At 61.9% G+C, this 14,576-nt stretch carries 14 protein-coding genes; 8 read left to right on the top strand and 6 right to left on the bottom strand.

Features of this window, described 5'->3' with window-relative positions; all coding sequences use genetic code 11:
- Positions 1-56 precede the first annotated feature (56 nt).
- On the top strand, positions 57-1,271 hold the full coding sequence (locus tag AC07XZ_RS27450; RefSeq protein WP_102688471.1) for a cytochrome c biogenesis protein DipZ: 1,215 nt from the start codon (positions 57-59) through the stop codon (positions 1,269-1,271).
- Between the two features lie 18 nt (positions 1,272-1,289).
- On the opposite strand, the gene AC07XZ_RS27445 is transcribed toward AC07XZ_RS27450, so the two are convergent.
- Positions 1,290-1,751: a GNAT family N-acetyltransferase gene (locus AC07XZ_RS27445; protein ID WP_102688472.1), complete on the bottom strand. Its 462-nt coding sequence runs from the start codon at positions 1,749-1,751 to the stop codon at positions 1,290-1,292.
- A 230-nt stretch (positions 1,752-1,981) separates the two neighbouring features.
- Between AC07XZ_RS27445 and AC07XZ_RS27440 the strand changes: the two genes are divergently transcribed.
- Positions 1,982-2,254 (top strand): DUF4242 domain-containing protein, encoded by a 273-nt coding sequence (locus tag AC07XZ_RS27440; protein WP_007957179.1) that lies wholly within the window; start codon positions 1,982-1,984, stop codon positions 2,252-2,254.
- A 25-nt stretch (positions 2,255-2,279) separates the two neighbouring features.
- Entirely contained in the window at positions 2,280-3,092 is an 813-nt protein-coding gene (locus AC07XZ_RS27435; protein WP_074687803.1) for a class I SAM-dependent methyltransferase, read from the top strand.
- Positions 3,093-3,133: 41 nt separating this feature from the next.
- Here AC07XZ_RS27435 and pcsA read toward each other — a convergent pair whose 3' ends face one another.
- The 3 genes from pcsA to AC07XZ_RS27420 form a co-directional block, all read right to left on the bottom strand.
- Complete coding sequence (gene pcsA, locus AC07XZ_RS27430) at positions 3,134-3,856, bottom strand: phosphatidylcholine synthase (RefSeq protein ID WP_039767868.1); 723 nt, start codon at positions 3,854-3,856, stop codon at positions 3,134-3,136.
- A gap of 190 nt (positions 3,857-4,046) precedes the next feature.
- Entirely contained in the window at positions 4,047-5,348 is a 1,302-nt protein-coding gene (locus tag AC07XZ_RS27425; protein ID WP_102688473.1) for a cation:dicarboxylate symporter family transporter, read from the bottom strand.
- A 70-nt stretch (positions 5,349-5,418) separates the two neighbouring features.
- Entirely contained in the window at positions 5,419-6,774 is a 1,356-nt protein-coding gene (locus tag AC07XZ_RS27420; RefSeq protein ID WP_085748258.1) for a class-II fumarase/aspartase family protein, read from the bottom strand.
- A gap of 117 nt (positions 6,775-6,891) precedes the next feature.
- Between AC07XZ_RS27420 and AC07XZ_RS27415 the strand changes: the two genes are divergently transcribed.
- The 5 genes from AC07XZ_RS27415 (at position 6,892) to ligD (ending at position 13,519) form a co-directional block, all read left to right on the top strand.
- Entirely contained in the window at positions 6,892-7,626 is a 735-nt protein-coding gene (locus AC07XZ_RS27415; RefSeq protein WP_007957169.1) for a GntR family transcriptional regulator, read from the top strand.
- A 92-nt stretch (positions 7,627-7,718) separates the two neighbouring features.
- Positions 7,719-8,444: a tellurite resistance TerB family protein gene (locus AC07XZ_RS27410; RefSeq protein WP_102688474.1), complete on the top strand. Its 726-nt coding sequence runs from the start codon at positions 7,719-7,721 to the stop codon at positions 8,442-8,444.
- Positions 8,445-8,612: 168 nt separating this feature from the next.
- Positions 8,613-9,989 (top strand): iron-containing redox enzyme family protein, encoded by a 1,377-nt coding sequence (locus AC07XZ_RS27405; RefSeq protein WP_102688475.1) that lies wholly within the window; start codon positions 8,613-8,615, stop codon positions 9,987-9,989.
- Between the two features lie 12 nt (positions 9,990-10,001).
- Positions 10,002-10,955 (top strand): methyltransferase, encoded by a 954-nt coding sequence (locus AC07XZ_RS27400; RefSeq protein ID WP_102688476.1) that lies wholly within the window; start codon positions 10,002-10,004, stop codon positions 10,953-10,955.
- Between the two features lie 17 nt (positions 10,956-10,972).
- The gene (ligD, locus tag AC07XZ_RS27395; protein WP_102688477.1) at positions 10,973-13,519 is read left to right on the top strand and encodes a DNA ligase D; all 2,547 of its coding nucleotides are present in this window, start codon (positions 10,973-10,975) and stop codon (positions 13,517-13,519) included.
- On the opposite strand, the gene AC07XZ_RS27390 is transcribed toward ligD, so the two are convergent.
- Both AC07XZ_RS27390 and AC07XZ_RS27385 read right to left on the bottom strand, forming a co-directional pair.
- On the bottom strand, positions 13,520-13,924 hold the full coding sequence (locus AC07XZ_RS27390) for a hypothetical protein (protein WP_173892852.1): 405 nt from the start codon (positions 13,922-13,924) through the stop codon (positions 13,520-13,522). It lies immediately after the preceding gene.
- 117 nt (positions 13,925-14,041) lie between these two features.
- Entirely contained in the window at positions 14,042-14,356 is a 315-nt protein-coding gene (locus AC07XZ_RS27385; protein WP_039770957.1) for a DUF2388 domain-containing protein, read from the bottom strand.
- Positions 14,357-14,576 lie beyond the last annotated feature (220 nt).

Raw genomic sequence — 14,576 nt, 5'->3', positions numbered from 1 at the left:
AACGGGCGGCCCCCGATCCAGTCAACAGACCATCCCTCATTCAAAAGGTGAACCTCATGTTTCTCATCGCTTTCCTGGGCGGTCTGTTGACTGTCCTCAGTCCGTGCATCCTGCCGGTGGTGCCGTTTCTGTTCGCCGGTGCCGACCGCACTCGTTCTTCGATCCTGCTGACCCTCGGCGGCATGGCCCTGACCTTTGCCCTGATCTCCAGCCTGGCGGTGGTCAGCAGCGAGTGGGTGATCGAGGCCAGCAACACCGGTCGTCACATTGCGCTGGCGGTGATGGTGCTGTTTGCGCTGTCGCTGATTTCCGCCCGTATCGGTGACTGGCTGGCCCGGCCCTTCGTGCTGCTGGGCAATCGCCTCGACCCGGACAGCCGGAAAAAGACCGGCCCGATGGCGTCGATCATGATCGGTGTCGCCACCGGTCTGCTGTGGGCGCCGTGCGCCGGTCCGATCCTCGGCGTGATCCTCACGGGTGCCATGCTGCAAGGCGCCAACGCCCAGACCAGCCTGTTGCTGCTGGCCTACGGCGCAGGCAGTGCGCTGTCGCTGGGAACGCTGATCTTCGCCGGTCGCGGCCTGGTCAACCGGCTGAAACCGTCGATTCCGTTTACCGGCTGGTTCCGCCGCGGCGCGGGTGTTGCGGTGCTGGCGACGGCGGCGGTGATCGCCACCGGTGCCGACAACCTGCTGCTGGCCAACACTTCGTCCCAAGGCGTGGCGTCGGTCGAGAAAAGCGTGCTGGAAAACGTGCCGAAGGTGGTGGACTACTTCGTCAGCAAAGTGCGTGCGGACTCGACCGAAGACGAGGCCGGCAAAGGCGCGATGCCGTCGCTGTCCGGCGCGGTGCAATGGCTGAACTCGCCGGAACTGACGGCTGAGTCCCTGCGCGGCAAAGTGGTGCTGGTGGACTTCTGGACGTATGACTGCATCAACTGCCAGCACACCCTGCCGTATGTGAAAGAGTGGGAGAAAAAGTACGGCAAGGACGGTCTGGTGGTGATCGGCGTGCACACTCCGGAATACGGCTACGAGCGGATCATCGACAACGTCAAGGATCAGGTGCGGAAGCTCGGCATTACATACCCGGTGGCCATCGACAACAACTACGCGATCTGGCGCAACTTCGATAACCAGTACTGGCCGGCGCATTACCTGGTCGACGCCAAGGGGCAGGTGCGTTACACCCACTTTGGCGAAGGCAGTTACCAGGCGCAGGAGCAGATGATTCAGCAACTGCTCAAAGAGGCCAAGGCACCTGCTGCGTAAACCGCGAAACTCAATGGCTCACAGGTCGCGCACCATGAGCCATTGTTCGTTGCCCCAGGCGTGAAAACGCTCCAGCACCGTCCAGCCGCGTTTGGCGTAATAGTCCTTTTTGCTTTGAGTGTGCAGGTAGAAACGCGGCAGGCCCCGGAGTTTCGCTTCTTCGGCAATTCCGTCGATCAGCCTCTCTGCCAGACCCTGACCGCGTGATTCGGGGCTGACCAGCACACAGGCCAGCCACGGCCCCAGATCCGGTCGTAGGGCAAGGTCCGCCCGTGCCAATGCCGCACCGCCCAGCAGTCGATCCCCGTCCAGCGCAATCAGGCAGCGCCAGTCGCCATTGGTCTGGCCCTCGGCAAATTCGCGCTGCCATTCGGCCAGGGGCTGCTCGGCATATTCGTAGTGAAACTGGCGGTGGATCCATGCCGCGTAAGTGTCGCTGTGTTGCATGTGATCGGCGAGCCATTCGAAGCGCAAGGACATGATCGAATTCCGTTTCGGGGGAGGGTCTGCATGAGAGCCGATCAGCCGGCGCGTTGGCAACCCCCCGACAGTGTTTCGGGGCCTTTACAAAATCCCGCCACTCATCGGCCAACGCCCGGTTTTACGGGCTCTCCGGACGATTGGCAGGGACGCCGGACAGCGCCCGCGCGATAGTGGGCGAGCAGGGCCGCCAACGGCTCTGACATCCATAAAAAGAAAGCGAGGTTGCCATGCCGAAGTTCGTGATTGAACGCGAGATTCCAGGAGCCGGAAAGCTATCGGAGCAAGAACTCAAGGCCGTATCGCAAACGTCCTGCAACGTGCTGCGTGAACTCGGGCCAGAGGTGCAGTGGCTGCAGAGTTATGTGACTGCCGACAAGATCTATTGCGTGTACATCGCACCCAACGAGGAACTGGTGCGCGAACACGCCAAGCGTGGGGGATTTCCGGCCAACAGCGTGTCCCGGGTGACGAGCATCATCGATCCGACGACCGCCGATTGACCCCTCTGCCGTGGAGCCCCCATTCATGAGTACCCCCATTGATCTCACTGCCCTGAAGGAACGCCAGAAAGTCGCCTGGGCCAGTGGCGACTACGCCGTGATCGGCACCACCTTGCAGATTGTCGGTGAAACCCTCGCCGAAGCCTGCGACCTGCGCTGCGATGAAGAAGTACTGGACGTCGCCGCCGGCAACGGCAATGCCACGTTGGCGGCGGCACGCCGTGGTTGTCTGGTGACGTCCACCGACTACGTTGCGGCGTTGCTGGAGCGCGGCCAGGACCGGGCGCGCGCCGAGCATCTGGAGGTGACCTTTCAGGTCGCCGATGCCGAAGCGCTGCCGTTTGCCGATTCCAGTTTCGACGCAGTGCTGTCGACGTTCGGCGTGATGTTCGCCCCGGATCAGGCGAAAGCGGCCAAGGAGCTGGGTCGGGTCTGTCGCCGTGGCGGACGGATCGGTCTGGCCAACTGGACGCCGGAAGGCTTCGTCGGCCAGATGTTCAAGACCCTCGGTCGCTACCTGCCACCGCCACCCGTTGCGCAACCGCCCTCGAACTGGGGCGCGGAAGCCTGGCTGCATTCGCATTTCGACGATCGCCAGTTTCAGTTGCAGGTGACTCGACGCCACTTCAACTTCCGCTATCGCTCGGCGGCGCATTTCATTGATGTGTTTCGCCACTGGTACGGCCCGGTACACAAGGCATTCGCGGCGTTGCCGCCGGAAAGCGGGCAGGCGCTGGAAACGGACCTGACGTTACTGATCGACGGATTGAATCGGGCGGGAGCGGAATCGATGGTGGTGCCGAGTGAGTATCTGGAGGTGGTGATTACCAAACGCTGAAGCCATTGTGGGAGCGAGCCGGCTCGCTCCCACAGGAGTTTCTATTTCAGATGCGCACTGTCGAACCACTCCAGCGCCGTGCGCCAGATGCAGATGCCGAGAAAGTACGCCGACGCCAGCAGCCACAGGCCCATCACCAGCGGGTTGATCACCGGGTGGTTCAGCACCAGCGACAGGCTGCACAGCAACCAGATCGCCGTCACCGCAATGTTGATCGGCATGAACCGGCGCACCCGGAACGGGTGCAGGAATTTCATCCGGGTCACGGTCAGCAGCGCCAGACCAATCACCGTCAGGAAGGTGAGCCACGGCCCCGGATCAATGATGTACAGGCACAACGCAACCACGTTCCACGCGGCGGGAAAGCCGACGAAGTAGTTGTCCTTGCTCTTCATGTTGACGTTGCAGAAGCAGAACAGCGACGACACCAGAATCAGCGACACGGTCAGCAGCAAGGTGTAGTCGGGCAGGGGAATGTAGCGATAGATGAACAGCGCCGGGATGAACACGTAGGTCAGGTAATCGATCACCAGATCGAGGATCGACCCGTCGAAACTCGGCAGCACCGACTGCACGTTGACCTTGCGCGCCAGCGCCCCGTCGAGGCCGTCGACGATCAGCGCCACGCCCAGCCACATCAGGCAGTGGATCGGCTGGTTTTCCAGCAGGGCAAGGGTGGCCAGGAAGGCGGTGACCACGCCGGTCGCGGTGAAACCATGGGCGCCCCAGGCCTTGAGCCTGGCGATGTGGACGGTCGATATCACGAAGGCGTTCTCCAGAAAATGCAGCAAGCCGCGTAAACCCTTGGGCAGCAAGGGTGGCGACCAACCGGGTCGGGGTTGCAGTTATCGACCGGTCGGGCCGGGTCAAGGTTCACCCATTCTTGAAGATTAGCTGGCCCTGAAAAAAATACCCCGGCAGGGCCGGGGCATTTTTATGTGACATCGGTAACCGTCAGAGCGCGGCTTCCGGACTGCGGCCGAACACCCGGCTGTATTCAGCCTTGGCGGTCTGCTCGGTGAACTCCCCCGACCACTTCGACACCACCACGGTTGCCACGCTATTGCCGATGGTGTTGCAGGTGGCAATGGCCATCGACATGAAGCGGTAGACGCCGAACAGCAGCGCCAGACCTTCCACCGGCAGGACGCCAATCGCCGTGACGGTTGCTGCGAACACCACGAAGCTGCCACCGGACACCGCCGCCGCGCCTTTGGAGGTGACCAGCATGATCGCGATGGTGCCCAGTTGTTGCTCCCAGCTCATCGGCACACCGTAGGCATTGGCGATGAACAGCACGCACAGCGACATGTAAATGGACGTGCCGTCGAGATTGAAGGCATAACCGGTGGGCAGCACCAGACCGACGCTCTGTTTCGAGCAACCGAACTTCTCGAGTTTTTGCAGCAGGCGCGGCAGGGCGCTTTCCGATGAAGCGGTGCCGAGCACGATGAAAATCTCATCCTTGATGTACTTGAGGAACCGCCACAGGCTGAATCCGGAAATACGGCAGACCGCACCCAGTACGACAAAGATGAAAAACGCCACGCCGACGTAGAACATCAGCACCAGATTGGCCAGCGACATCAGCACCGCCGAGCCGTTGCTGCCAACCGCGTACGCCACCGAACCGAACGCGCCGAGCGGAGCGAACTTCATGATCAGGTTGATGAACTCGAAGAAGCACTCCGAGACCCGACTCAGACTATCCTCGATCACGCTGCGGCGTTCCGGTTTCAACGCCAGCAGGGCGAAGCCGAACAGCACCGAAATCACCAGCACTTGCAGCAATTGGCCGCCGGCGAAGGCGCCGACGAAGTTGTCCGGGAAAATCCCGTAGATGAAGTCCAGGGTCGACGCCGGGGCATGGCCCTTGGCGACGGCGGCACTGGCGGCTGCGGCAGTGGCGCTGCTCGGGTGAGCGTCGTGCATGCCGGAGCCGATGTTCAGCAGGTTGCCCCAGAGCAGGCCGATGGCCAGGGCGATGGTCGATACCACTTCAAAGTAGATCAACGCACGCAGGCCGACTTTGCCCACGCGTTTGATGTCGCCCGCCGAGGCGATGCCGTGGACCACGGTGAAAAACACCAGCGGGGCGACGGCGGTCTTGATCAGCTTGAGGAAGATGTCGCCGAGAATCTTGAAGCTGGCCGCCAGTTCCGGCGCGAGGAAGCCGAAGGCAATCCCCAGCAGCATGGCGGCGATTACCTGAAAGGTCAGGTCCTTGTACAGCGGTTTTTTGTCGGGGGTGGTCATGTCTGCGATCTCGTTGTTGTTATTGGCGAGCGATGGGCAGAGGGCTCGCGCGCGGCGAGCCCGGTGAGGATCAGCGTTTGACCGAACCCTCACGTGCCAGGGCGATGTCGACCATCTGCGGCGCAAGGCCCAGGTAGTTGGCCGGATCGGTCAGGCGCTTGAGTTCCTCGACATCCAGTTGCGCGGTGGCCTCACCCTGGGCCAGCAGCGCGTCGAGCAGGCTGGTGCCCTGATCGTTGGCCATGCGGCAGGCGGCATAGACCACGTCATGCGCAACCTGACGACCGAGTGCTGGCGCCAGCCCCATCATTACGGCTTCGGCGACGATCAGGCCCTGGGTCATGTCGAGGTTTTTGCGCATGCGCTCGGTGCGCACTTCAAGGCCGGCGAGCATGAACTTCGCCTGACCCAGCGAGGCAGCGCTGAGGGCAAAGGCTTCCGGGATGGCGATCCATTCGGCTTGCCATGGACCGGTGGAGCGCTCGAAGTCCTGAATCATTGCGTCAAGCATCAGACCCGCCTGCTGGCGCACGCCTTTGGCAGCGGCATACATCAGCTCGCAGGAAATCGGATTGCGCTTTTGCGGCATGGTGCTGCTAGCGCCACGGCCCTTGACGAACGGTTCGTAAACTTCACCCAGTTCGCTGGTCATCATCATCATGACGTCGAGGGCAATCTTGCCCAGCGAGCCGGTGACCAGACCGAGGAAGTTCAGGGTTTCCGCCAGACCATCGCGGGCGACGTGCCAGGTGGCTTGCGGCACGCCCAGACCCAGTTCAGCCATCAGCGCTTCCTGCACTTCCAGACCTTTGTCGCCAAGGGAGGCGAGGGTGCCCGCCGCGCCGGCAAACTGACCGATTTCCACCCGTGGACGCAGCTCCACCAGACGTTCGGCGTGGCGGTCGAACATGCTCAGCCACACCGCGCACTTATAGCCGAAAGTGATTGGCAGCGCGTGCTGCAAATGCGTGCGGCCGGCCATTGGCGTGTCGCGATAGTGCTTGGCAAGGTCGGCGAGCAAACCGCGCACCGCTTGAATGTCGCGCTCGACGATGGCCAGCGCAGCGCGGACTTGCAGGACGACGGCAGTGTCCATGATGTCCTGGGTGGTCGCGCCCCAGTGCACGTAACGGCCGGCTTCACCGCAGGTTTTCGACAGCTGCTCCACCAGCGGCAGGATCGGGTAACCGACGATTTCGGTCTCGTGCTGCATCAGCGCCAGATCGAGCGAGGCATAGGTTGCCAGCTCGGCAATCTGTTCGGCGGCAGCCGCCGGGATCACGCCGCAGCGCGCTTCGGCCCGGGCCAGGGCGACTTCCACTTCAATGTAGCGTTCGATCAGGGCTTGGTCGGAAAACACGCTGCGCATCTCGGCGGTGCCGAACATGTCGCGGAACAGGGCGGAGTCGAAGACAGTGCTGGACATGAGGGAATCCTGAATATGTTTGTTATTGATCGGACATATTTATTATGTCCGTACATAATTCTTGCGCCCTCGCTGATACACTGTCAACTCGCTTAACCATCGGGACTGATGAAAGGTATGAACACGCGCTATGCGGTCGTTGCAAAAGACTTGATGGAGGGCATCTCCAGCGGTCGCTATCCGCTCGGATCGCTGCTGCCGACCGAGTTCGAACTGTGCGAGCTGTACGACGTGAGCCGGCACACCGTGCGGGCGGCCATTACGCAGTTGCAGAATCAGGGGCTGGTCTCGCGGCGCAAGCGGGTCGGAACCCGCGTCGAGTCTGTCTCGCCGAAGGGCGGGTACTCGCAGTCGCTGGCCTCGGTGTCCGACCTGGTGCACCTGGCGGAAACCCAGATGCGCAGCATTCAGAACGTCTCCCGTTTTGTCGCCGACATCGCCCAGGCCCGACGCCTGGGCATGGAGCCGGGGGAGCATTATTTTTGCGTGTCGAGCATTCGCGTCGACGAACAGAACCGGCGGGCGCCGCTGTGCTGGACCGATGTCTACGCGCAGGAAACCTACGCCGAAGTCATCGAGCTGGCCGAACAGCATCCGGACGAACTGATCGCCGCGCTGATCGAGCGCCATTTCGGCCGGCACATCGACGTGGTCGACCAACAGGTGCGCGCGGTGTTGCTGAGTCCGGAGATCGCCAAAAGCCTCAACGCCGAAGCCGGGTCGCCGGGGCTGAACATCATTCGCCAGTACCGTGACGAGGACGGCGCGCTGATGGTGGTATCGGAAACCACGCACCCCGAAGACCGCTTCACACTGGTGACACAGATGCGCCGGGAAAAGAGTCCGGGTTGATGCCCGGCGTCAGCCCAACGGTGCTGGCACATCGCATCAAGAGGACTATCGTTGCCTGACGCAGTCATACCCCTTTGCCTGAGGACGACGTCATGAACACCAGTGATCTGCTTGAACAACTGCTGCGAGGCCAAGCCTCGGCGGGACAACCAGGTGGCGCGTCGACCGGCGGGGGAGCGGGTGGGCTTGGCGGGTTGCTCGGTGGTCTGCTGGGCGGCGGCAGTGGCGGCGGTTCTCCTGCCGGAGGGCTGGGTGGCTTGGGTGGGCTGCTTGGCGGATTGCTCGCCGGTGGCGGAGCGCTGGGCGGCGGGACGCAGCGTCGTTCCGGCGGTACCAACTACGCGGCGCTGGCCTCGCTGGGCATGATGGCGTTCCAGGCGTATCAGGCCTGGCAACGCAGTCAGGCTTCTGCTGCGCCGCAGCAAACCCCGCAAACCGCGGATCTGCTGTCCGGCCCGCAGGTCGAAGAACACAGCCACGCCGTCCTGCGTGCATTGATCGCGGCGGCCAAGGCTGACGGGCGGATCGATGAGTCGGAAAAACACCTGATCAGCAGCGAAATCGGCAAGCACATCGATGACCCGAACCTGCAGCAATGGCTCGACGATGAAGTCGCCAAGCCGCTGGACCCCACCGAAGTGGCTCAGGCGGCGCAGAACGATCCGGCCATGGCCGCCGAAATGTATCTGGCCAGCGTGATGCTGGTGGACGATCAGCAGGACGCCGAGCGCAATTATCTGGATGAACTGGCGGCGGCGTTGCAGATCGACCCCGAGTTGCAGGTTCACCTGGAGCAGCAGGCCAAGGGTACGGCCTGACAGCAAAACCTCGCAGCCTTCGACCGCGTCTGTTCAAACCAGGAACGTGTCGGGGGCTCCGTCCGTCCGGGCAAATTTAACGTCGATTGAATTTTCGGCAGGCGCCGCCTCTCTGCTGCATTAGAGGCGAGTGACTGAGCGTCCTGCCAATTGATCGAGAATATTGCCATGACTGTCCTGACTCACCTGCAAGCTGCCCCCGCCCAATCGCGACCGCTCGACTCTTCGGGTGAGTTGCGGCGTATCCATGAAGCGCTTTTATCCGACGAACATCCGCAGCCGCTGGCGCGCGCCTTTCTGGAAGATCAACTGCTGCAGGCCGCGCAGTTGAAGGATGAGCTGCCATCGGACCCCGCGCAGTGGTATGCCTGGGTGGCAGAGCACTGTGCCGATGTCGCCCGGCAATACGCCGACTACCTGCAACAACGCAAGGCTGGAGGCGCACGGCAGTTCTTCAGTTGCAAGGCTCATGCGCTGTATTTCCTGCAAGCGGTGGCGCCGACCAAGCTGGTTGATGGCGCCTGGCTCTATGGTCTGCTGGGACAGTGGCGCGATCCGCGCTTCAGCAGCCTGCTCAGCACCTATCTGGAAGAGCTGGGCGATGGCAATCCGGCGCAGAATCACGTCGTGATCTACCGTCAACTGCTCGCCGAACAAGGCCTCGAGCCCAGCAGTCCTCTGCCCGACGAACGCTACCTGCAAGGCGCGCTGCAATTGGCCCTGGGTGCCGGCGGCATGGATTTTCTCCCGGAGGTGATCGGTTACAACCTTGGTTACGAACAGCTGCCCTTGCACCTGTTGATCAGCAGTTACGAGCTCAGTGAGTTGGGGATCGATCCCTACTATTTCACCCTGCACGTGACCATCGACAACGCCAGCACCGGCCATGCGCAAAAAGCCGTTCAGGCCGTTCTTGATCTGTTGCCTCTGGAAGCCGATCGCAGCGATTTCCTGCGCCGGGTCTCGCTGGGCTATCGGCTTAATGACCTGGGACAGGGCAGTCGCGCAATCATCGAGGAGTTCGATCTGGAGCGTGAACTGTTGGCGATGCTTGAGCGCAAGTGTCCGTTCGCTCAACACATGCACTCCGACTATTGCCGCTTCGAAGGCAAGACCGTCAATCAGTGGCTGGCCGATCCGCAGCAGCTGTCCGGGTTCCTCCAGGCCATGCAGGACAAGGGCTGGATCAAGCGCCACGAAGATCCACAGGGCAGCCGCTTCTGGCAATTGATCGATGGCGATGGTGCGGCGATGTTCGGCGTGTTCAGCGCCTATGAAAAACAACTGGTGCACGACTGGATTGCCGGTGACTGGATTTCTGCGGATAAACCCGTCGCGTTCCGCCGCCGCCCCTCAGTCCCCGCGCCGATTGAGGTGCCCGAGCAGGACCCCGATGTGCAACGCCTGAATGCGGCACTGCAAGGGCAGGACGCTCACACCCAAATCGCAACGTTGATCCCTTGGCTCGCGCCGGCACGCCATGCGCATCCGGCCGGGCTGCTCGCCACTCGCCGATTCATCCAACTCAAATCCGGCCAGCGTTAAGGAAATCATTCAATGAATCAGGAAGAACAACTGTCCGCCAACGACCTGGTGCTGCTGCAGCTGGGGCGGCGCCTGCAGGCCGACGGCTATCGTTTCATCACCCCGACGCCGCTGACCCACCAACGGGTCAACCAGCGCGACGAAGGGCAGGCCGCCGATTGCCTGCGGGATGTGTTCGGATGGTCGCGCCCGTTCGAACCGGGCCTTCTGTCCGCCGATGAACAACGGCAATTGCAGGACGCCCAGGTGATTGATGAGTTCGATGGGCGCTTGAAGAGCCGGGTGCGCTGGTCGAGCCTGGATGACCTGTTGTTTGTGCATTCCGGGTTTCCCACCGATGCAGCCGACTCAGTGTTCTTCGGCCCGGACACCTATCGCTTTGCTCAACTGATCCACAGCCATTTGCAGCAGAACTTTGCGCCCATCCATCGGGCGGTGGACATCGGTTGTGGCGCCGGAGTCGGCGCGATCCTGATCGGCCGTGCCCGGCGAGAAGCGCAAGTGCTGGCGGTGGATATCAACCCCGCCGCATTGCGCCTGACCACGATCAACGCGGCGTTGGCCGAAGTAGCCAATGTCGAAGTGCGCGCCAGTGATGTATTGCAGGGCGTCGACGGCGAATTCGACCTGATCGTCGCCAACCCGCCCTACATGGCCGATCCGGCCGGGCGAGCTTACCGCCACGGTGGCGGGACGCTGGGGGCGGGCCTGTCGTTGCGGATCGTCGAACAGGCGCTCAATCGCCTGACTCTCGGCGGCTCGCTGGTGCTTTATACCGGTGTGGCGATGGTCGATGGCCGCGATCCCTTCCTCGATACCGTAGTGCCACGGCTGGATGAAAAGCGCTTCGGCTGGACCTACCGCGAACTCGATCCCGATGTGTTCGGCGAAGAGTTGTTGAACCCCGGCTATCAGCGCGTCGACCGGATCGCCGTGGTCGCGCTGACGGTGACTCGAACAGGCTGAAACAAGGCAGGTGCAGGATGAGCAGGAATCTCGACGACTACAACCGGATGCGCGACTTTTCGGCCACCTCTGAACCGGCGGCAGAACGCCGTCGGGGCAAGAAATCCGCAGGCGATCATGCCCTGCAGTTCTGCATTCAAAAACACGATGCCTCGCACCTGCACTATGACTTTCGCCTGGAACTCGACGGCGCGCTCAAGAGCTGGGCGGTGCCCAAGGGCCCGTCGCTGGATCCCAAGGTCAAGCGCCTGGCGGTGCACGTCGAGGATCACCCGCTGGATTACGCGACGTTCGAGGGCAGCATTCCCGAAGGGCATTACGGTGCCGGCGATGTGATCGTCTGGGATCGCGGCGTGTGGATTCCGCTGGAAGACCCGGAGAAAGCCTACGCCAAGGGCAAGCTCAAATTCGAACTGCAAGGCGAGAAGCTCGCCGGGGTGTGGAATCTGGTGCGCACCCACATGCCAGGCAAAAAAGAGCAGTGGTTTCTGATCAAGCATCAGGACAGCGCCGCGCGCCCGCAAAGCGATTACGACGTGCTGGTCGCCGAGCCCGACAGCGTGCTCAGTGAACGCACGATCGTCGACAAACCCAGCCTCAGTGCGAAGCAGGTCAAGCCGCTGAAGGCTTCGTCGAAAGCGCCGCGCAAGCCGGCTTCGGGCAAACTTGCCGGGGCGCACAAGGCCAGGATTCCCGCGCAACTCAAACCGCAACTGGCCACCCTGGTGGAGAGTGCGCCGGAAGGGGATTGGCAATACGAGATCAAGTTCGACGGCTATCGGATCATGGCGCGTATCGATCAGGACGAGGTGCAGTTGTTCACCCGCAATGGCCATGACTGGACGCACAAATTGCCGAAACAGGCGCAAGCCCTGGCGACGCTGGGCCTGGAGTCGGCGTGGCTGGATGGTGAGATGGTCGTCGCCGACGCGGACGGCGTGCCGGACTTTCAGGCCCTGCAAAACGCGTTCGATTCGGGACGCAGCGAAAACATCGTCTACTACCTGTTTGATCTGCCGTATCTGAACGGTGTCGACCTGCGCGAGGTACCGGTGCAGGAGCGGCGCGCAGCGCTGGCCACGGTGCTGAAAGCCCACGAAGATCCGCTTTTGCGCTTTTCCGAAGCGTTCGACGAAAGCCCGCAGGCGTTGCTCAACAGCGCCTGCCAGATGCGCATGGAAGGCCTGATCGGTAAACGCCTCGGCTCGTCTTACGTGTCGCGCCGCAGTAGCGACTGGATCAAGCTCAAGTGCAAGCATCGCCAGGAATTCGTGATCGTCGGCTATACCGATCCGAAAGGCGCGCGCAGTTCATTCGGAGCGTTGCTGCTTGGGTTGCATGATCGTGACAGTGGCGAGTTGCGGTACGCCGGCAAGGTCGGCACCGGATTCAATGAAACCACCCTCAAGAGCATCCTCGCGCAGCTCAAGCCATTGAAGGTGAAGAAACCGGCGGTGATCAATCCGCCCAGCGGTTTCGAGGCCAAGGGTGTGCACTGGCTCAAACCGAGTCTGCTGGCGGAAGTGGCGTTCGCCGAAATGACCCAGGACGGCTCGGTGCGTCACGCCGTTTTTCATGGCTTGCGCGAGGACAAACCGGCCAAGGACATCACCGAGGAGCGCGCCAAACCGATGAAGACTTCAAAGGCTCAATCTACCGCGCCGTCCCAAACCGATCTGGCCGACGGCAAGGTGCGGATCACTCACCCCGACCGGGTGATCGACGCCAGCAGTGGCACCACCAAAATGCAGCTGGCCGAGTATTACGCCAGCGTCGCCGAATGGATTCTGCCGCAGCTCAAGGACCGCCCCGTGGCGCTGGTACGTGCGCCGGACGGCATCGCCGGTGAGCTGTTCTTCCAGAAGAACGCCGAGAACCTGGCGATCCCCGGCATCCGCACGCTCGACAAGGAGCTGACCGGCCAGCCGGTGATGCTGATCAACAACGCCGAAGCCTTGATCGGCGCGGTGCAGATGAGCACGGTCGAACTGCACACCTGGAACGCTACCACCACCGATCTGGACAAGCCCGACCGCTTTGTCCTCGACCTCGACCCGGATCCGGCGCTGCCCTGGAAAAGCATGGTCGAAGCCACGGCGCTGACCCTGACCGTGCTGGACGAGTTGGGCCTCAAGGCGTTTCTCAAGACCAGCGGCGGCAAGGGCATTCATCTGGTGGTGCCGCTGACCCGCAAGCATGGCTGGGATGAGGTCAAGGATTTCAGCCACGCCATCGTCACGCACATGGCGAAGTTGTTGCCGGAGCGTTTTTCAGCGGTGTCCGGGCCGAAAAATCGCGTAGGGCGGATCTTCATCGATTACCTGCGCAACGGCCTGGGCGCCACCACCATTTGCGCATACGCAGCGCGTACCCGCGAAGGGTTGCCGGTGTCGGTGCCGCTGTTTCGGGAGGAGGTCGGCGAGATCAAAGGTGCCGATCAATGGAATGTGCGCAATGTTCACGAACGGCTGGCGGAAGTGGGGGATGGACCTTGGGCAGACATGAAGAAAACCCGGCAGAGCATTACGGCCGAGATGCGTAAGCGGGTGGGCATGAAAAAATGATCAGGTGCCGCGCAGCAAGTCGTGAGCGTTGAGCAGATCGAAGGCGACTTGCGGGTTTTTTTCCAGACCACGGCGGATGGCGGCGGGGATGGTTTTGCGGGTTTTGCGGCAGAGCCCCGGAAGCTCTTCGACCTCGATTTCGATGCCGCCTCGCACGGTTCGCACTTCACCGAACTTCGGTGCGATCAGCACGCGAATCCCGAGCTGATCGAACATCTTGCCTTGCAGCCGCTGGAGGTCGGCGAGGTCTTTGAGGTTTTCCAGACGCTCGAGCAGACGCTTTTCTTCCTCGCGAGTCAGCAAAAGGATGCGCACATCCGCGCCGGGCGTATCCAGCAGCGGATCACGCCCGCAGATGCACAGACCCGGCGGGCAAGGGGAGCGGAGTGAGGCGGAAATCGTCATGGCCTCCATCATAGAGGCCGTTCGACGGTTTTGCCCATGGTCGTTCGCCAGCCGTCCATCGGCAGGGCGTAACGGTGGCAAGTCCGTCAGCCACCATCATCATCGAACGTGCCGTGGTTACTGCGACAGACCTTCGTAGTGAACCAGGATGGCGTTGGCCAGCTCTTCATCGCTGGCGTTCAGGCCAGGATTGTCCTGACGCACCTGCTGCAGTACCGATTCCAGGTACACGCCACGGATCGTTCCGCCGCTGGCGACGAATGCCGACAAGTCGTCACGGGCCGGAATCACCATTTTGTGATCCTTGAACGTGGAATACAGCGAGGCGGAAACGCCGGCCGAAGTGGCGACATCCCCCGCATCCACGCGGGCGAAAGCCGAACCGAAAGGCAGGCACAGCATAAGAGACGAAACCAGTAGTAAACGACGCATGACGGTGTTCCTCCAGCAGCGTAAAGCGAAAAGGAAGTACCACATAATGTGAGAGGTGTCGGCGGGCACGGGAGTTCCGTAAGTCGGCTCAGCCGGTTGGGGGCGGCATGAGAACCGTCGCACAGTGCGGCATTTTTACTGGATGTAACGAAACACGCTGAGACGCTCTAACGCAGCGTGTTCATGGAAATAGGCTTAACTGAAGCGTTGAACGGCGCCG

It is taken from the genome of Pseudomonas sp. GW458-11-26-14-LB4 (assembly GCF_059423925.1).
The sequence above is the reverse complement of the archived record's forward strand: the minus strand, read 5'-3'. Positions and strand labels throughout refer to the sequence as shown.

Coding starts and splice junctions, on each gene's coding strand:
- AC07XZ_RS27450 (WP_102688471.1), top strand. CDS start 57: ATGTTTCTCATCGCTTTCCTGGGCGGTCTGTTGACTGTCCTCAGTCCG.
- AC07XZ_RS27445 (WP_102688472.1), bottom strand. CDS start 1,751: ATGTCCTTGCGCTTCGAATGGCTCGCCGATCACATGCAACACAGCGAC.
- AC07XZ_RS27440 (WP_007957179.1), top strand. CDS start 1,982: ATGCCGAAGTTCGTGATTGAACGCGAGATTCCAGGAGCCGGAAAGCTA.
- AC07XZ_RS27435 (WP_074687803.1), top strand. CDS start 2,280: ATGAGTACCCCCATTGATCTCACTGCCCTGAAGGAACGCCAGAAAGTC.
- AC07XZ_RS27425 (WP_102688473.1), bottom strand. CDS start 5,348: ATGACCACCCCCGACAAAAAACCGCTGTACAAGGACCTGACCTTTCAG.
- AC07XZ_RS27420 (WP_085748258.1), bottom strand. CDS start 6,774: ATGTCCAGCACTGTCTTCGACTCCGCCCTGTTCCGCGACATGTTCGGC.
- AC07XZ_RS27415 (WP_007957169.1), top strand. CDS start 6,892: ATGAACACGCGCTATGCGGTCGTTGCAAAAGACTTGATGGAGGGCATC.
- AC07XZ_RS27410 (WP_102688474.1), top strand. CDS start 7,719: ATGAACACCAGTGATCTGCTTGAACAACTGCTGCGAGGCCAAGCCTCG.
- AC07XZ_RS27405 (WP_102688475.1), top strand. CDS start 8,613: ATGACTGTCCTGACTCACCTGCAAGCTGCCCCCGCCCAATCGCGACCG.
- AC07XZ_RS27400 (WP_102688476.1), top strand. CDS start 10,002: ATGAATCAGGAAGAACAACTGTCCGCCAACGACCTGGTGCTGCTGCAG.
- ligD (WP_102688477.1), top strand. CDS start 10,973: ATGAGCAGGAATCTCGACGACTACAACCGGATGCGCGACTTTTCGGCC.
- AC07XZ_RS27390 (WP_173892852.1), bottom strand. CDS start 13,924: ATGACGATTTCCGCCTCACTCCGCTCCCCTTGCCCGCCGGGTCTGTGC.
- AC07XZ_RS27385 (WP_039770957.1), bottom strand. CDS start 14,356: ATGCGTCGTTTACTACTGGTTTCGTCTCTTATGCTGTGCCTGCCTTTC.